The organism is Arthrobacter sp. 18067 (assembly GCF_902706295.1).
In the GTDB taxonomy this organism is placed as follows: Bacteria; Actinomycetota; Actinomycetes; order Actinomycetales; family Micrococcaceae; genus Arthrobacter.
Genome location: NZ_CACSJJ010000016.1, coordinates 95,719 through 112,454, shown reverse-complemented (window position 1 = coordinate 112,454; position 16,736 = coordinate 95,719). Strand labels below are relative to the sequence as shown.

Here is a 16,736-nt window from a genome sequence, read left to right as displayed (position 1 = left end):
CGTCGTCGATTGGGACGCTGGAGCTGCCAGCGGTTGAAGCGGTCCTAAAGCAAACCCTGCGAATGAGGCAGGCACCCCACGACGGGTGCCTGCCTCATCCGTCCATCCAACCTCAGATCCGTGGTCTCCCCGCCCAGCGCCGCGCTTTCAAGGCAGCATGCAACTCAAGCCGGATTGCGCCACTCAACGGATCAGCGCCAATGAGTTGGCGGATCCTGCCGAGCCGGTTGTAGATGCTGCTCCTGTGGAGGTGAAGTTTGGCCGCGACGTCCTGTACTGAACCGTCGCTGTCATAGAGAAGCTCCAGGACGGGCAGGAGTTCGCCGTTCTTGTCCTGGTCCTCCAAAGTCCGGAAGTGCACGGACCCGGTGTCATCCCAGCCTCCGGGTGCCAGCAGGCGGTCGAAGAGCTGGTAGACGCCCACTGCCCGGCTGTCCACAAGCTCCCCCAGTGGCTGATCGACGGCGGCCGCCTGCGCCGCAACTTTCGATTGCCGGTATGCGCCCGAGAGCTGCCTGATGACCTGGAACGGCTCGCTGATACCCAGGATCACCCGGTCCACCGTCCTGCCGGCCCGCTTGGCGAGCTCCAGTTGATAATGCACCAGCACCTGGGCATGGTCCGCCCGCCCACCCGATTCGCGGAACAAGACCACAGAATGCGTCTCGGTACCGGCACTGAACAACGCGGCGTTGACGCCGATAGTGGACTGCAGGGCGGCCGATCGGTGGGTCAAGGTCGCGGCAATGGGGTCGACGTCGGACCTCGCACCATCCGCGTCCAGGATGGTCACCAACTGCCACGGACCGCGGCCTTGGATTTCCTTCCACCCCGCTACCGCTGCCACCGCGTTCGATTCACCGCTGCATGCCGAGAGGAACTCCTGCTCACGCCTCCGCCGGAACTCTGATTCGGCGGTGTTGGAATCAAGCAGCAACCCAGCCAACAGGTCCAGTTCGTCGCGCACGCCGGGCAATTCGGCGAGTATCGCCGTCGCGCTCTGCTCTTCGACGTCGAGCTGGACCCATAAGTAGCCCACGCGGAAACCCCGCACCAGGAGGGGCACGCAAACGCGGCCCAACATGCCGAGTTCCTCGTTGGCGGGAACGACGACAGGACGCACCGCCGTGGCGATGCCGTGGGACAGCTGCCAGAGGCTGACATCGCTGGGGACGCGCTTGCTGAGGAGGAAGTTCACGCGGACACGGTCGGCGTGGGACTGGTTGGAACTATAGGCGAGGAGGACGCCGTCGAGGTCTTCGAGGGACAGGCCCCGGCCCAGCTTCAACGCCACGCGTTCAACGATCTGCTCCACGTCCTGCTGCATCCGAAAAGCGTACCAACAGCAGGCGACACCTGACGCTCCAGCACTCGACAAATGTCGAGTCTCGATGGAGAAGACTCTTGAATTTCCGGGCTTTTCGCAGAGATGGGCTAGGGGGTCCATGTCGCCTGCCTCACAGCCGGATTTATTCTTGAATCACAGCCCGCAACACATTTTCGGCCGAAGAGGCCGCTAACGATGGAGCCCACAGATGATCATCGGCGTCCCCAAAGAAATCAAGAACAACGAATTCCGCGTAGCCATCACGGCTGCAGGTGTCCACGAGTTCCGCACCCACGGACACACCGTTCTGGTTGAGCGCGGCGCAGGCCTCGGCTCGGGCATCACCGACGAGGAATACTCGATCGCCGGCGCTGAAATCGTCAACGAAGCTGACGACGTCTGGGGCCGTGCGGACATGGTCATGAAGGTCAAGGAACCCATCGCCGCGGAGTACCACCGCTTCCGCAAGGGCCTCATCCTCTTCACCTACCTGCACCTCGCCGCAGAACCCGAGCTCACTGCTGAGCTCATCAACTCCGGCGTTACCGCCATCGCTTACGAAACCGTTCAGGAAGGCCGCACCCTTCCGCTGCTCGCACCGATGTCCGAGGTAGCCGGCCGCCTGTCGGTCGTAGTTGGCGCTTCCTCGCTGATGGCCCCGGCCGGCGGCAAGGGCGTCCTCCTGGGCGGCGTACCGGGCGTCCGTCCGGCCAAGGTTGTTGTCCTCGGTGCCGGCGTTGCGGGAACCAACGCCGCTGCCATGGCGCTGGGCCTCGGTGCCGATGTCACCATCATGGACATCAACATCAATCGGCTGCGCGAACTTGATGCCCTCTACCAGGGCCGCCTGAAGACCGTTGCCTCCAACGCCTACGAGATCGAGAAGTCAGTCATCGACGCAGATCTCGTCATCGGCTCCGTCCTGATCCCGGGTGCCAAGGCTCCCAAGCTGGTCACCAACGAACTCGTCTCCCGCATGAAGCCGGGCTCGGTCCTGGTGGACATCGCTGTGGACCAGGGCGGCTGCTTCGAGGACACGCACCCCACCACCCACCAGGAACCGACGTACAAGGTCCACAACTCGATCTTCTACTGCGTTGCCAACATGCCTGGCGCTGTTCCGAACACCTCCACGTACGCACTGACCAACGTCACCCTGCGCTACGCCGTGGCACTGGCCAACCTGGGCGTCAAGGCCGCATTCGACCGTGACCCCGCACTGGCCGCCGGCCTCAACATCGCCGCAGGCCACGTGGCACACCACTCCGTTTCCGAGGCGCACAACCTGCCCCTCGTCAACGACTGGCACAGCCTGGTTTCCGCGTAGCCTTTAGCTTCGCGGCGGCGGTTGGACGTCGTTGGCCCGCTGTTCCGTTGCTGCCCAGCAACGGAACAGCGGGCTTTCCACGTTTTAGCGTCCGATCCCCCGCCGCCTGCCCAGCGCAAGCTTGAGCCGCTGCTCGACTTCCCACGGACGGCTGAGGTGGTCCCACTCCATACGGACAATCTGCCAGCCCATGGCTTCAAGGGCCTTTTCCCTGCGACGTTCCTCGAAAATGACCTCGTCCGCAGCCGCCGGGCACCGCGGGTGATCCTGCCACTGTCCAAATAATCCTGCAGTATCCGCGGATCAGCCCCACGCCGCAGCGCTTGGTCCGCGATGATCACAGCCTTTTCGAAGTCCAGCGTCCGTGCACAATCAACCACCGTGCGTTCCAGACTGGTGACCCTGGCCGGTGATCCCCACAGTGTCCGTGCTTCCGAGACTTCGTAGCGTTCCAGCAACCCGCCGTGGGCGATGACGTCCGCGCCGGAACTCGCCTGAGCCGGAGAAAAGGCAGTGGTGACATGCACGTGTGGCCCGCTCTCCCAATCCGAAAATCCGTGGAGTCGGGCCGCACTCACATGGCTGTAGACGGCCTGGCTGGCGGGGTTGCCGCAGTGGTGCGCCTGGATACGGAGCATCTCCTGATCCCAGGGTTTGCGGCGGTGCCAATCAGCTGCCCGGACGTAGGCGCCACGCCTCAATCTCAGGAGCTTCCCGGAGCGTACGCCCGCCGTCAGGACCCGATCACCCAGCCCACTCCCCAGAAGCTCCGGAGTGGAGGCAACGGAGGTCTCCGGCCAATGTGCAGTGATGAGGGCGTCGAGTTTTCTTGGGTTCATGGACCCATGCTTGGCGGAATCCAGGCCCGCGGCTATCGGGCTCTGGCCTTATGTGGACAACCACGTTGCTATACCGCTTCTCCGTTGCGGGCCAACAACGATTTAGCGCTTCAGCAACTCGCTTGTGGCCTACGGCTTGCCGGGAACGTGGGGAACCACCTGCGTGGGAACAGGCACAGGGAGGTCCGACGGGCGGAGCTGTGATGGATCGATGGCTGGCGGATCGATGGCTGGTGGCGTCACAGGTACCACTGGGGGCGTGGGAATGCTGCCCTTGCCGGTTTCATCGTGCTGGGGAACCTTGGGTGTTTGCGATGGTGCTCCCCTGCCCGGCTGCGGAACGCGATCAAGAGCGCCCGGCGTCGAAGGCGCTGGCCCGGGCTGGTTCCGGGCAGGACCTGGTTTGGTCTCTTCGAGGGGTGGCTGCTGGGTTGAACCGCCGGGTCCGCCTTGCTGCGGAGCAGTTCCCGAGCCGGGCGCCAACTGCGAGACCACTGATCCGATTGCTGCGCCAAAGTGCTGGAAGGCGCCCGGAATCCCGCCTTCGGACGCGGCCGCCGCAGTGGCACCCCCGACCAAGGACACGGCAACAGCAAGGCCGGCGATGGCTGCGCGACGCTTCTTCCGCCGCCGCGCTGCCAGTTCGTCACGCGCTGGTGCCTCGTCCACAGGGGCTTGGGCAGTGGTCTGGTCAACGGTGGCGAGGACCGCCGTCGGGAGCTGGTGGGTGACGGCGACCCGGTGCGTGACGGCTGCGGGGTTGCCGGCCATCAGCGCGCGGACGGCGTCGGACGGCAGCGGGGCAGTGCTGGCCAGTGAGCGGAGTTCCAGCAGTTCGGTGCGGAGCCCTGCGTCACCCTCCAGGCCGGAGCCGGCCAACAAGTGGTCGATCGCCTGCTGGTGGTTACGTCCGCGCGGCGGAATGTGTTCGCTCATGATGTGCCGTTCGATCGTTGTGCCCGTTTCTTCAGCGCGTTCAATGCCCTGCGCTGCAACTGCTTCACGGCCCCTTGGGATTTGCCCATGATGTCCGCTGTTTCTTCCACGGACAGGTCGGCGACAACGCGTAAGGCCAGGACCTCCCGGTAGTCGTCCGCAAGACCCTCAAGGAGTTCTGTGACCCCCAGCCCGGAGCTCCGCCCGAACGCCTGGTCTTCCGCCGACGGTGCGCGTCGGGCGTCCAGCTCCGACTCGTACGGTGTGGAATCCGGCGTTCTTTCGCGTTTCCGGTAGTGGTCCACCATCCGTGCGTGGGCAATGGAGAACAGCAGCGTCTTGGCACCCTGAAGCCCGCCATGGAGGGAGTCCAGCTTTGGGTATAGCGCAAGGAACACGTCCTGCGTGACGGCTTCAGGGTCATCCACGCCACGGGCCCTGAGGTAGCCAAAGACCGGTCCGGCGAAGCTGTTGTAGGCAACCGTGAAGAGCAGCGCGGGGTCTTCCTGATCCGCCTGCACATATTCATCCGCCAAAGGGTCAAGCACCCGTGGACGCCTCCATCCCACGTTACGAAGCAGGGCTCCTTGTCCTAAGCCAAGGAGCCCCGCCCTTAAACCGTAGCCGCTGCCCGCTTAGCGGACAGAATCGAGCGGGGCTCCCGGAACGGCCGGAACGTCCGTGGGAACCTGCGACGGGAGGGCAGGTGCCGCCGGGGTTGCTGGCACCGCGGGAACGGCGGGGGTGGCCGGTACCTCCGGGCTGGCGGGGACTGCCGGAACGGCCGGCTTTGCCGGAAGTTCAGACGTTACGGCGGCATCGACGTCGGTTTCTGCCTTGGCCGAAGGGTCCGCCTTCACACCGGCAGCCTTGCCGGCATCAACCACTGCCTGGCAGTGCGCTTCCACCTTTGCTTCGCCGCCGGCGGCAATGGTCAGGGATTCGAAGCCGGGGACCTTGGAGTCGGACTTCAGGCCACCGTTCAGGAAGGCGGCGCAAAGGCCGAGAGCCTCGGGGGAAGTGGCATCTTCGGCTGCGGCCTTCGCATCGGACACAGTCTCTGCAGCCTTCGCCTGGCCGGCTTCGGCGGCGTTGGTAGCCTTTGCCTGCGCCGTCTCGACGGCGTCAGTCGCCTTGGTGTTGACGGTCTTGGCGGCTTCGGCTGCTTCAGCGGCCTGACCATCGAACGGGGCAGGTGCGCCGATCAGGTCATGGGCGGTCTGCTGGAACTCGGTGGGAAGCGCGCCATTGAAGGCAGCGACACCGGTTCCACCAGCGGCTACAGCTCCGGCGGCCAGGACGCCTGCGGCGACTTTGCTGGTGGCAAGGACAGTGAACAAGGACATGAAACCCTCCGACAAACGATGTTGGGATTGCCCCGGCAGCTGTTGGGCGGCTACCGGATGATCGGTGTGCGGACGTGGCCCGCACACCCCCTACATCGTTGGGGGCACCGATGAGGTTACGCCTCAGCTGAAATACTTTCCGCAGAGTGATGTCAGGCCCGTTGTGCACACCGGCTAGATGTCCCCATGGCCGAGTCCGCAACGGCCAACTATGCTCAGGAAATGCCTGGCGCAACAATGGTCCCAGGCATGCCACAACGTTCAGGGGATACGTGATGGGACTGGGTACGTAATGGGACAAGGATTGGTGGGCGCGGACGTCGGAGACCTCCGGCGGTTGTCGGCCGTGATGGACGCTGAGGCCGAAAAGATCGCCGATCTCAGGCGCCAGCTCAACGGATTGATCCAAAACGGCAACTACTGGAAGGGCAACGACGCCGACCAGTTTCGCAGCGCTTGGCACAGCGACCTCCAAGGACGGTTGGGAGCGGCAGCTGCATGCCTGAAGACCAACGCCCGTGCCTTGAAGCTCAATGCCGAGCAGCAGGAACAGGCCTCGCTGGGCGGATCTGGTGGGCCCGGGGGTTCCAAGGGCGGACCGGGCCCCGGGGTAGGCAAAAGCCCAGCGGGAACGCCCGGCTTCACTGTTGGTCCAACCACCTACGGTCCGGTGACGGTTGAGGGCGACGGGTCCTTGGTGGCTGAGGTCAATGGAGAGGCGCACGGATCAGTCGGTCCTGGCGGAGCGGCTTTTGAGGCCTCCGTTGACGGCAAGATCGGGGCCGAGATGACATGGACTGCCACGTCCGGATTCGGTCCCGTCACGACCACCACTACCAACGAAACGTTCTCTGGAGCCCGTGGGGACGGGAAGATCGATGCCCGGGTTCCCTTCGGGTTGGGACTCCCGAGCGTCCAGGCCAACGGTGAAGTCTTCGTGGGTGTGGAGAACACCACCACAACCAAGAGCGAATTCTTTGACGGGTGGGCAACCAACACATCGACCGTTCGGGGCATGACCGGGGCAGAAGCAGGGGTCCATGCGAGCGCGGAAACCCCCTTCCTGTTCGGTGCAGGCGGCGAAGCGTTTGCAGGCCAAAAGGTCACCTTCGGCAACGAAACGGAGTTCGCGGGAGGCCTGTTCAGCATTGGCCAAGGAGCGGAGTTGCGGGGAGGAGCCTGGGCCAGCGCTGGTGAAGGGGAGGTCAGCGTCAAAAACGACGACGTCACCGGTAAAGCAGCCGGAGCCGGAGCTGGTGCCGAACTGACCGCCTCCCAATACATTGAGGTGCTTGGCCAAAAGCTGTCCACATCGGAAACTGTCGCCGCTGGTGCGGGCGAGGGCTACTTCTTCAACGCGTCAATGGACGAGGACGGCTTCACCCTGGGTGTGGGCGCGAAAATCACGGCGGAACTTGGCCTCGGCGCCGGAGGCCAAATCACTATCAGTCCCTCCGGATTCGTGGATTCAGTGACCGGGTTCGTCGATTTCCTCAACAAGTAGCCTCCTGAACAGACACTGCTCCGAAAGGACTCCCATGACATCACACCAGGTTTTCCCGTCCGACGCTTTCCCCGCCTACCCGTCCATCAAGCTCACCCCGCCGGCTGGTTGGACGCAGCAAGTGGTTCCCGACGCGGTGGGTGCGCTCATGGCCCCCGCCGCCGCAGGAAATTACACGGCGAATGTGGTCATCTCAGTGTCGCGTCGCCTACCGGGGTACGGCCTCCAGGACATCGCAGCCTCCGTGGACCAGTTCCTGGATGCCCTGCCCGATGCCGTACTGCTTGCTACCGAACCCGTGGTCATCAACGGCCGGGATTGGCACGTTCGCGAGGCGCGGTACACACACCCGCAGGCCGGTTCCTTAGCGCAGTTCACGGCCGTCACGGTGGTCCAGCACCAGGCTGCCGCGGACATCGTCCAGCTGACCGGCAGTTGCCAGCCTGGTGAAGGGAACGACGACCTCAAGGCCATCTATTCGGTGGTTGCGAGCGCGGACGTTACGCCAGCGCCCTAGCCTGCTCGATCAGCTTCAGCACCGCAACCGAATCAGCCGGATCAACAGGTAACGGAAGCGCGGAGGCGGAGCCACCGTCGTCGAGCTTGTCCGCCAAAATCCGGTAGAACTCGGGGTACGCCCCGCGCTCGGTGGGGACAGTGGAGCGCTGCCCGTTCACCTCGAGCGTCCCCTGGTTTTCGGCAGGCTCGACGCCGTACTCGGGGTCCGTCGGCAGGCCGCCGCCCAGCACATGGGGCTCCTGCGGGTCGGTGCCAAACTTCACGAATCCGCCCTCGGTGCCGAGGATGCGGAAACGCGGGCCGTGGAGGTGGCTGTTGAGGTTGATGGTGACATGGCTGACCACACCCGACTGGTGTTGAAGGACAAGGAAGACGTCGTCATCGGCGCTTTCCTGGGGGCGGCGGGCTTGGATTTCTGCATAGGTGACCTTGGCGGGGCCGAAGAAACGAAGAGTGAGGTCGAGGACGTGGGTGCCGAGGTCGAAGAGAACCCCGCCGCCGTCTTCCGCAGTGGCACTGGCCTTCCATGCCTTGGAGATCTCCGGCGCCCAACGCTCCATGCCCACCTCAAACCGGGTCACGGTACCCAACGTCCCGGCGTCGAGCAGTTTCTGCACAGTGAGAGCGTCGGCATCCCAGCGGCGGTTCTGGTAGACCGTGAGGACGCGGCCCAGCTTCGCTGCAAGCTGGATCAGTTCCTCGCCTTGGTCGCTGTGCACCACGAACGGCTTGTCAACGACGACGTCGAGCCCGGCTTCCAGCGCCGCTTTCGCCAGCGGGTAATGGGTTGCGGGCGGCGTGCCCAGGACAACGAGGTCCAGTTCGCCAGCAAGGGCCAGGATGTCCTCTGGCGTGTTGACGATCGTTGCCTGTGGGTAGCGGTCCTTGGCTTTCGATTGGCGCGTTGCGTCCGAGGTTGCGATGACGGCGAGCTCATAGGCGGGGTTGCTGGCAAGGTAGGGCGCGTGGAAGACGCTGCCCGATAGCCCGAAACCTGCCACTGCGGTACGGATCGGCGTGGAAGTCATGCCCCTAGGCTACCGATCCTCGCTCACGTAACAGCCCTTTCACGCCAACCCTCTATCACCGGGTGAGAGAGCGATGGGGTGAAGGGCGCTAAAGGTGAGAGAGGGTTGGGACGGCGAAGGCCGGGAACCTCCACGAACCGATCAACAGGTTCAGGGAAGCTCCCGGCCTTCAGGAATTTACAGCGGGGAGGCTACTTCTTGGCGCCCTTTTCCCAGCCGAGGGTGGTCCAGTCCGGAACGTTGGAGAGGCTCTTGAACAGGGCCGGACCGTAGTTGGCCAGGCCCGTGCGCACGAACTGGATCTCCGGGCCATTCAGCACGGTACCCATGGAGAAGTACTTCTCCATGTGCTTCTTCTCGACGTCCATGGCGGCCTTGTTGCGCTCGGTATCATCAGCGATTGTTGCCAGGCGCTTGATTTCGGCGTCGAGCTCAGCGTCGCCCAAGCCGTTTTCGTTAGTGGCGGAGTCGTAGAACTGCTTCACGGCATCAGTGGCATCCGCGCCTACGGTGTAACCGGAGATGGTCACATCGAACTCGCGTCCGCCGATGACCTTGCCGAAGTCAGCGTCACCGCGCTGGTCGATGGTGACATCCATACCAGCGGCCTGGAGCTGCTTCTGCAGGGTCTGCGAGGTTGCAGCCGTGGTGGGGTCGTCACCGAAGTTGGTGATCTTGAAGGAGACGGGGACGCCATCCTTGGCCATGATGCCCTTGTCGTTGGCCGTGTAGCCAGCTTCGGTCAGGACCTTTTTGGCAGCCTCAGCGCCGGTGTCCTTCACGGGGTAGTTGTCCTGGTAGTACTCGGAGAACGGCATGAGCATCATGGAGCCCGAGCTCTCTTCGGACCAGTTCAGGCCGTTGAAGCGCACATCGCGGATGGCTTTTCGATCGACGGCGGTGAAGATCGCCTTGCGCACGGCTACGTCGGTCAGGGCCGGGCGTTTGGCGTTGATGTTGAGACCACCGGCAAACAGGCGCTGACCGCGGCGGACCTCGGAGTTGGTGGTTCCTTCGAGCTGCTTGTAGCGGCCCAGGGTGCGGCCGTTGGCTGCATCGATCTCACCGTTCTTGAACGCCGCGATGGTTGCGCTCGGCTCCATCTGACGCCAAATGACCTTTTCGAGGACCGGCTTCTGGCCCCACCACTTGTCGTTGGGCACCATAGTGACCGTCTTGGCCGTGGTGTCGTAGTTCTCCACCTTGAACGGTCCTGCCATCCATTCGGGGTGCATGTTGCCTGCAAACCCCGTGTTGAAGATCTCGGGGGTATTGATGGCCGGGTGGATCAGGCCGAAGAAGAGGCCTTCCAGCGGAAAGACCGGCTGGGTAGTGGTGACAATGACTTCTTTGTCGTTGGCACCCGCCTTGACTGAATCGACGAAAGCGTAAGCACCAGCGGTCACGATGTCGATTGACTTGTCTTCACCCTTGAGCATGTTCCAGGTGTTTTCGAACGTCTTGACGTCGATGGGCGTACCATCGTTCCACGTCGCTTTGTCGTTGATCTTGATCGTGACGGTCTGCTTGCCGTCCTTGACTTCACTCTTGACGTCTTCGCAGAAATCCTTGTTCGGCTCTGCCTTGCCGTCGAAGTCCAGCTTCCAGCAGCCGCCAATGCCACCGCTGTTGATGGAGGCAGTGTTGACGGGAGTCATCAGAGCTGAATTGTCAGCGCTGTTGCCCACATTCGAGAAGCCATTGAAGTCCGGCCCAATGCTGCCTACAGCAAGGGTGACCGTGCCGCCCTGCTCCAGATCCTTTGCTTCCTTGGCGTTGACGCTGATCAGCTTGCTGATATCGCCGCCGCTCTCTTCGGCCTTCTGAGAGGCCGGACCCGACGGCGTTCCCCCGCCGCAAGCGGTCAGCATAAGCGTTGCTGCGAGCGCTACGCCACCGATCGTCGTGTACTTCTTCATGGTTTGCCCTTCATGTTTTTACGACTGGAAATCTTTGCGAGTTGAATAACAGGGTTTCAATCAAATAGTTCATGTGTCGTCAGGCATGCACCACCAGCATGTCGGCATCCAGCTCTCCGTCCGGGAAGAAGCATGCGAAGTCCTGCGCGCCTTCCTTCTCAGAAGCCAGTGGCGGCTCCAGAGTAAGGCACTTCTCCTGCTTTGCGGCAGGGAGGGCGGCGAACACGGGACAACGGGTGGCAAAATTGCATCCCTTGGGCGCATCCAACGGGCTGGGAAGGTCACCCTGCAGGATGATGCGTTCGCGGGTGCGCTCCAGGTTGGGGTCCGGCACCGGGATGGCGGACAGCAGCGCCCTGGTGTAGGGGTGGCGTGGGTTGTCGAAGACGTCGTCCACATCGCCGGTCTCGACGATCTTGCCCAAGTACATCACGGCCACGCGGTCGGAGATGTGGCGGACCACCGAGAGGTCGTGGGCCACCATGAGGTAGCTGAGCCCAAGTTCGGCCCGGAGCTTGTCCAGTAGGTTGATGACGCCGGCCTGGACGGACACGTCCAACGCGGACACGGGCTCATCCAGTACCACCAGCTTCGGATTGACTGCGAGCGCCCGGGCAATGCCGATGCGTTGTCGCTGGCCGCCGGAGAACTGGTTGGGGAAGCGGTTGACGTGGTCCGGCTGAAGTCCCACCAGCTTCATGAGTTCCATGATGCGTTTCTTAATGGCGGCCTTGGGCATCCCCAGGTTCTCCAGGGGTTCGGCCAGGACTTCGTACACGGTGAAGCGCGGGTCCAGGGCGCCCGTGGGGTCCTGGAAGACCATCTGCATTTCCTTGCGCATGGCCATCTTGGTCTTGTGGTCCGTGGCGACCTTGTTGCTGACGCCACCGATGATCACTTCCCCCACCTGGTCCGGGTGGAATTCCATGATCTCCAGCAAGGTGGTGGTCTTGCCACAACCGGACTCGCCCACAATGGACACGCACTCGCCCTCGCGGATATCGAAGCTCAGGCCATCCACGGCCTTGACCGTGCCGATCCGCCGCTTGATCAAGGCACCCTTGAGCAGCGGGAAGTGCTTCTTTACGTCCTTGAGTTCCAGGACTTTTTCGCGCTCGACACGGGCAACGCCGTCGAACTTTGACACGGGTTTGGGCGGCGCGTGGAAAATCTTGTGCGCGTCCGCGTTACCGGACAGCTCATTCGACTTGATGCAGGCCGCCTTGTGCCCCAGCCTCTGACCCTCGACACCCGGCACAGCCGCGCCGGGGACCGGAAACAGATCGGGCTCGCCGTGCAGGCAGGCGTCGCTGACCAGTGGGCAGCGGGCCGCGAACGAGCAGCCGATCACGGGCAAAGCCAGGTTGGGCGGCGTCCCCTCAATGGGAACCAACGACTGCCTGGTGGCAGTATCCACGCGCGGAACCGCACCGAGGAGGCCCAGCGTGTACGGCATCCGGGGGTTGTAGTAGATGTCCTCCACTGTGCCGGTTTCCACGGGCTTGCCTGCGTACATGACCATGATGTCGTCTGCCATGCCCGCTACGACGCCGAGGTCGTGCGTGATCATGACGACGGCGGCGCCGGTCTCCTCCTGCGCGGTGTGCAGGACTTCCAGCACCTGCGCCTGGATGGTGACGTCCAACGCCGTCGTGGGTTCATCGGCGATGAGTACCCGCGGATCGTTGGCGATCGCAATGGCGATCATGACGCGCTGGCGCATGCCGCCGGAAAATTCGTGCGGGAAGGCCTTCAGCCGGTCCTTGGGACTCGGGATGCCCACCATACGCAAGAGGTCGACGGCGCGGGCTTCTTTGGCCTGCTTGCTCATGTTTGGGTTGTGGACGGTCAGTGCCTCGATGATCTGGGTACCCACCGTGTAGACGGGCGTCAGCGAGGAGAGCGGGTCCTGGAACACCATGGCGATGTCATTGCCACGGTGCTTGCACATGGCTTTGTCGCCGAGGCCCAGGAGTTCCTTGCCCTTGAAGCGCACCGAGCCGGTGATGTCCGCAGTCTCCGGGAGGAGCCCCATGATGGCCATGGACGTCACGGACTTTCCGGAACCGGACTCGCCGACGATGCCCAGGGTCTTGCCGGGCATGAGGTCGAAATCCACACCCCGGACGGCGTGGACAACACCGTTTTCGGAGTTGAAGCGGACGTTGAGGTCGCGGACGCTCAGGACGGCGTCGCCGGGGGCGTAGAGTCCTGCGTCGCGGAGGCGCTCGGCGGGAGTGATGTTGGTGCTCATTTGGTGGTCTTCTTTGCGGTCTTGGTCTTCGCCCGGCCAATGGAGCTGGAGCTGGGATCGAAGGCGTCACGGAGGCCGTCGTTCATCATGGCCAGCGAGCCTGTCAGCAGGAACATGACGGTGAGCGGAACCCAGAACATCCAGGGGAAGGACGACACCTGGCCTGTCGCTTGCCCGATGAGGACACCGAGGCTGACGTCAGGGAGTTTGATGCCGATGCCGATAAAGGAGAACGCAACTTCGGCCAGGATCGCGCCGGTGATGCCGCGGGTGAAATCGAGCACCAACAACGAGCCGATGTTCGGGACCAGGTGCCGCCAGACGATGCGGCGGGAAGGGACACCCATGTATTTGGCGGCCTTGACGTAATCACGCTGCATGAGGGACATGGACAACGAGCGCACCAGACGGGCAGTGCCCATCCAGCTGAAGAACAGGAGCACCACAACCAGCAGGAGCCAGCTGGGGAGGTCCTTGAGGCCACCACTGCCGCTGGTTGCCACGGCGACCACCAGGATGGCCGGCATCATGATGAGTGCCTCAAGGATGAACAGCATGGTGGCATCCACTTTGCCCCCGAAGAAGGCCATGGTGCAGCCATACACGGCCGAGATCAGCACGGACAAACCGCCCACGATCAGGCCGATGAGAATGGAGGTCCGGGTGCCGTCCACAATGAGCGCCAGGAGGTCGATGCCTGCCTGCGTTGTACCGAGCAGGTGGTCCGGTGACGGCGGCATTCCGATATTCAAAGGATCGATGGTGTCTTTATCCCATGAAGTCAGGAACCCGCCGAAGAGGGAGACGAGGAACAGCGCCACGAAGATGAACAAACCGGCGACGGCGGTACGGTTCCGCATGAAGCGACGGAAGATGATGCGGGACTTCCCGATCACCACATCCTGGTCGCCAACCCGGGACTCGTCGATTTCCGCAATGGGATCAATGATGTTGGTCATTACTGGACCCTCACTCGTGGATCGACCAGCGTGGTGGCGAAGTCGGCAAGGATGGCGCCGATCGCGAAGATCACAGAGCCGTAGGCCAGCGTGGCCGTGGCCACGTTGACGTCCTGCAGGCCAATCGACTGGATACTCCACAGGCCGATGCCCGGCCAGGCGAAGATGGCCTCGGCGAAGAAACCGCCGGTGAAGATCGCCGGGATGGTGAAGGCAATGCTCTGGGCCACGGGGATGAAGGAGACGCGCAGCGCGTGCTTCCTGATCGCCTGGTTGCGTGTGAGTCCCTTGGCCCGGGCGGTGCGGACAAAGTCGGCGTTGACGTTATCCAGCAGGTATTGCCGCTGGGCGATCTGGTATCCGGCCCAACCAAAGATGGTCATCGCGAAGGTGGGCACGGCGTAGTGGGCCACCATGTCTACGAAAGCCGGCCAGCCCGGGTCAATTCCCGGCGTCGAAATTCCTGTTACGAAGAAGATGCGTTCGCCTACGGCCTCATTGACGCTGATGGCGCCCAGCTGAACCAGGAAGTAGGCGATGGGTGCTGGAAGGATGTGGACCAGGTAGCTGTAGGACGTGATGACGCGGTCCTGGAACTTGTACTGGCGTGCGGCAGAGTAGACACCGAGGGCGACGCCGATGATCAGAGTCAGGATGATCGAAGCAATGAACAGCCGGGTGGAGACCAGCACGCGATCGGCGAATTCGGCGTTGACGAAAGCCCCGTTCGGGCTGCGGCCCCAGTCCCAGCGGGTGACGATGCCGCCGAGCCATTGGACGTAGCGTTCCCAAGGGTTCAACTCAGGGTCCAAGCCCAGTCCCCGGAAAGACGCGGCTACCTGTTCAGGAGTTGGCCGCGGGATTTTCTCTTGCTCCAGGACGGCGGGCTTGAGTGATGAGACCGCCAGGAAGTAGCCGGCACTTGTGGTCAGGAAGATCATGATCAGGTAGATGCCCGACCGCTTCATCAGATATTTCAGCATGTCGGGTGGCTGCCCCGAATCGTGGCAAAACTCAATGCTCGTCCTTCCGCGGTTCCCGGCTGTGGCCGGCGTCAGCTACGAATTGGCGCAGCGGGTTGTTGGGTCCCCCGCACCCCTTCAGTGATCACCAGCCTTGTATGGCATGCGTCACATTCAAGAGGAAACTACCACAATAACTGCTTCACGTTTTGCTTCCTCGCCTCCAGTTTCGCGCCTGCAGCCAGATTGTTATGTGCAGACTGCGTCACGTTACCGACGTCGGAGACACTGATACGCCCATAGCGGCAACGATGGGGGCGCTAACAGGTTCGGCGGGAGGGCTGCGGCGCTAGGCCGTTCGCAGGAGGCGCGTGATCAGCTCGCGCCAGGAGTCGGTGAGGCGCGTGGGTGAAATGCCACGAACGCGAACGTCGTCGACTATCCGCTCGGGATCCAGTGCGTAGGTGAGGGACATCGCCATGACCCAAGGATCGGCGATGCCGGCCTCCCGAAGCAGGACCTCCATGTGGCGATGCGAGAGCTTGGTCGCCGGTACATCGAACCTGTTGCGTGTGGCAGCGCCCGCCGCCTTCAGGAGTTCACCATTTTCAAGGACGAAATAGATCCGGCCTTCTCCAAACGCGATCAGCCGCTCGAGGGGTGGCGCGCCCGGACCCAACGGCGGTGGACCGAACATGAAGCCATGCTGGAATTCAGACTCAGAATCACTCAGGAGGGTCATCATGAGCCCCGCCCTGCTGCCAAAGCGGCGGAACACGGTCCCCTTGCCCACGTGGGCCTTACAGGCGAGCGCATCCATGGTCAGCGCTTCGGCGCCCAATTCAGCCACCAAGTCCCGGGCAGCATTGAGTAAGCGCTCACGATTCCTCGCTGCGTCACTGCGCTCGTGCGGCGCGCCAAGGGGCACGTCCGGCCGGATTGGGATCGAGCTCACAGAAATATTCTAGACCCCGGGAATAGAAAGCGGACCATGGTCCGTTTAGTATCGGTGAAGGCTCCACAGCCCAGATACCGCAGGTCGGGTTCCGCAAGGGACTTGGCCAGACACAAGGAGACACCATGTCCAAGAGCACCGTTCTTACCCTCGTCGGCAGCCTCCGCGACGATTCCCACAACAAGAAGCTCGCCGAAGCCATCCAGCTGAACGCACCCGAGAACGTTGACGTGCAGATCCACGGCTCGCTGGGCACCATCCCCTTCTACAACGAGGACATTGACGTCGAAGGCCAGGTTCCTGCCGAAGCCGCAGCCCTCCGCGCCGCAGCGGCCGACGCCGACACCATCCTGCTGGTCACCCCCGAGCACAACGGCACCATGCCCGCATCGCTGAAGAACGCCATCGACTGGCTGTCCCGCCCGTTCGGCGCCGGCGCCCTCTCCGGCAAGCCGACCGCCGTCGTCGGAACCGCCTTTGGACAGTTCGGTGGCGTGTGGGCGCAGGACGAAGCCCGCAAGGCTGTGGGCATCGCCGGCGCCAAGGTCCTGGAAGACGTCAAGCTGGCTGTCCCGGGTTCCATGATCCGCTTCGCTGAACTGCACCCGAAGGACGACGCCGAGGTTGTCGAGCAGATCAAGGGCATCTTCGAGCCCCTGACAGCCGTCCAGGAAGAAGAAGCAGCAGCCTAGTCTCTTCGCTTGTGATGCCCCTGTTCCGCAGCTTGCGGGACGGGGGCATTCGCGTTCCCGCCGCTTTGCCGTACTGCTGCCGGCTTCAGCGTGATCAACTCTTGTCCGAACCGTCACCCTAGCGGCATGTTGTGCTGCGCCCATGCGTCCTAACGTTGGAGATACAGGT

The 16,736-nt window shown here is 63.1% G+C and carries 14 protein-coding genes; 4 read left to right on the top strand and 10 right to left on the bottom strand.

Annotated features, from left to right (window positions below; all coding sequences use genetic code 11):
• Positions 1-112: 112 nt before the first annotated feature.
• The gene (locus GVL04_RS16365) at positions 113-1,327 is read right to left on the bottom strand and encodes a CdaR family transcriptional regulator (RefSeq protein WP_159706471.1); all 1,215 of its coding nucleotides are present in this window, start codon (positions 1,325-1,327) and stop codon (positions 113-115) included.
• 208 nt (positions 1,328-1,535) lie between these two features.
• Between GVL04_RS16365 and ald the strand changes: the two genes are divergently transcribed.
• Positions 1,536-2,654 (top strand): alanine dehydrogenase, encoded by a 1,119-nt coding sequence (gene ald, locus GVL04_RS16360; RefSeq protein ID WP_018780201.1) that lies wholly within the window; start codon positions 1,536-1,538, stop codon positions 2,652-2,654.
• A 968-nt stretch (positions 2,655-3,622) separates the two neighbouring features.
• On the opposite strand, the gene GVL04_RS16355 is transcribed toward ald, so the two are convergent.
• The 3 genes from GVL04_RS16355 to GVL04_RS16345 all read right to left on the bottom strand — a co-directional run bounded on the left by GVL04_RS16355 (position 3,623) and on the right by GVL04_RS16345 (position 5,775).
• On the bottom strand, positions 3,623-4,429 hold the full coding sequence (locus GVL04_RS16355; RefSeq protein WP_159706469.1) for a hypothetical protein: 807 nt from the start codon (positions 4,427-4,429) through the stop codon (positions 3,623-3,625).
• A complete protein-coding gene (locus GVL04_RS16350; protein WP_159706467.1) occupies positions 4,426-4,977 on the bottom strand; it encodes an RNA polymerase sigma factor in 552 nt (183 codons plus the stop codon). The genes GVL04_RS16355 and GVL04_RS16350 overlap by 4 nt, the downstream gene beginning before the upstream one ends.
• 87 nt (positions 4,978-5,064) lie before the next feature.
• Complete coding sequence (locus GVL04_RS16345) at positions 5,065-5,775, bottom strand: hypothetical protein (protein ID WP_159706465.1); 711 nt, start codon at positions 5,773-5,775, stop codon at positions 5,065-5,067.
• Positions 5,776-6,067: 292 nt separating this feature from the next.
• On the opposite strand from GVL04_RS16345, the gene GVL04_RS16340 reads away from it, so the two are divergent.
• Both GVL04_RS16340 and GVL04_RS16335 read left to right on the top strand, forming a co-directional pair.
• Positions 6,068-7,279, top strand: a complete 1,212-nt coding sequence (locus tag GVL04_RS16340; RefSeq protein ID WP_159706463.1) for a WXG100 family type VII secretion target — start codon at positions 6,068-6,070, stop codon at positions 7,277-7,279.
• A 34-nt stretch (positions 7,280-7,313) separates the two neighbouring features.
• The gene (locus tag GVL04_RS16335; RefSeq protein WP_159706461.1) at positions 7,314-7,796 is read left to right on the top strand and encodes a hypothetical protein; all 483 of its coding nucleotides are present in this window, start codon (positions 7,314-7,316) and stop codon (positions 7,794-7,796) included.
• Here the strand turns inward: GVL04_RS16335 and GVL04_RS16330 are convergent.
• The 6 genes from GVL04_RS16330 to GVL04_RS16305 form a co-directional block, all read right to left on the bottom strand.
• Positions 7,780-8,826 (bottom strand): Gfo/Idh/MocA family oxidoreductase, encoded by a 1,047-nt coding sequence (locus GVL04_RS16330; RefSeq protein ID WP_159706459.1) that lies wholly within the window; start codon positions 8,824-8,826, stop codon positions 7,780-7,782. The genes GVL04_RS16335 and GVL04_RS16330 overlap by 17 nt on opposite strands.
• Before the next feature lie 191 nt (positions 8,827-9,017).
• Positions 9,018-10,745, bottom strand: coding sequence for an ABC transporter family substrate-binding protein (locus GVL04_RS16325; protein ID WP_159706457.1), 1,728 nt, complete (start codon positions 10,743-10,745; stop codon positions 9,018-9,020).
• Between the two features lie 79 nt (positions 10,746-10,824).
• A complete protein-coding gene (locus GVL04_RS16320; protein ID WP_159706455.1) occupies positions 10,825-12,999 on the bottom strand; it encodes an ABC transporter ATP-binding protein in 2,175 nt (724 codons plus the stop codon).
• Positions 12,996-13,958, bottom strand: coding sequence for an ABC transporter permease (locus GVL04_RS16315; protein WP_159706453.1), 963 nt, complete (start codon positions 13,956-13,958; stop codon positions 12,996-12,998). Before GVL04_RS16315 ends, GVL04_RS16320 begins: the two co-directional genes overlap by 4 nt.
• Positions 13,958-14,941, bottom strand: coding sequence for an ABC transporter permease (locus tag GVL04_RS16310; protein ID WP_159706451.1), 984 nt, complete (start codon positions 14,939-14,941; stop codon positions 13,958-13,960). The genes GVL04_RS16315 and GVL04_RS16310 overlap by 1 nt, the downstream gene beginning before the upstream one ends.
• Before the next feature lie 328 nt (positions 14,942-15,269).
• Complete coding sequence (locus GVL04_RS16305) at positions 15,270-15,875, bottom strand: TetR/AcrR family transcriptional regulator (RefSeq protein WP_200846870.1); 606 nt, start codon at positions 15,873-15,875, stop codon at positions 15,270-15,272.
• A gap of 125 nt (positions 15,876-16,000) precedes the next feature.
• Here GVL04_RS16305 and GVL04_RS16300 point away from each other — a divergent pair, with 125 nt between their 5' ends.
• Positions 16,001-16,567 carry an NAD(P)H-dependent oxidoreductase gene (locus tag GVL04_RS16300; protein ID WP_159706449.1) on the top strand — a complete coding sequence of 189 codons (567 nt, stop codon included), beginning with the start codon at positions 16,001-16,003 and terminating at the stop codon, positions 16,565-16,567.
• Positions 16,568-16,736 lie beyond the last annotated feature (169 nt).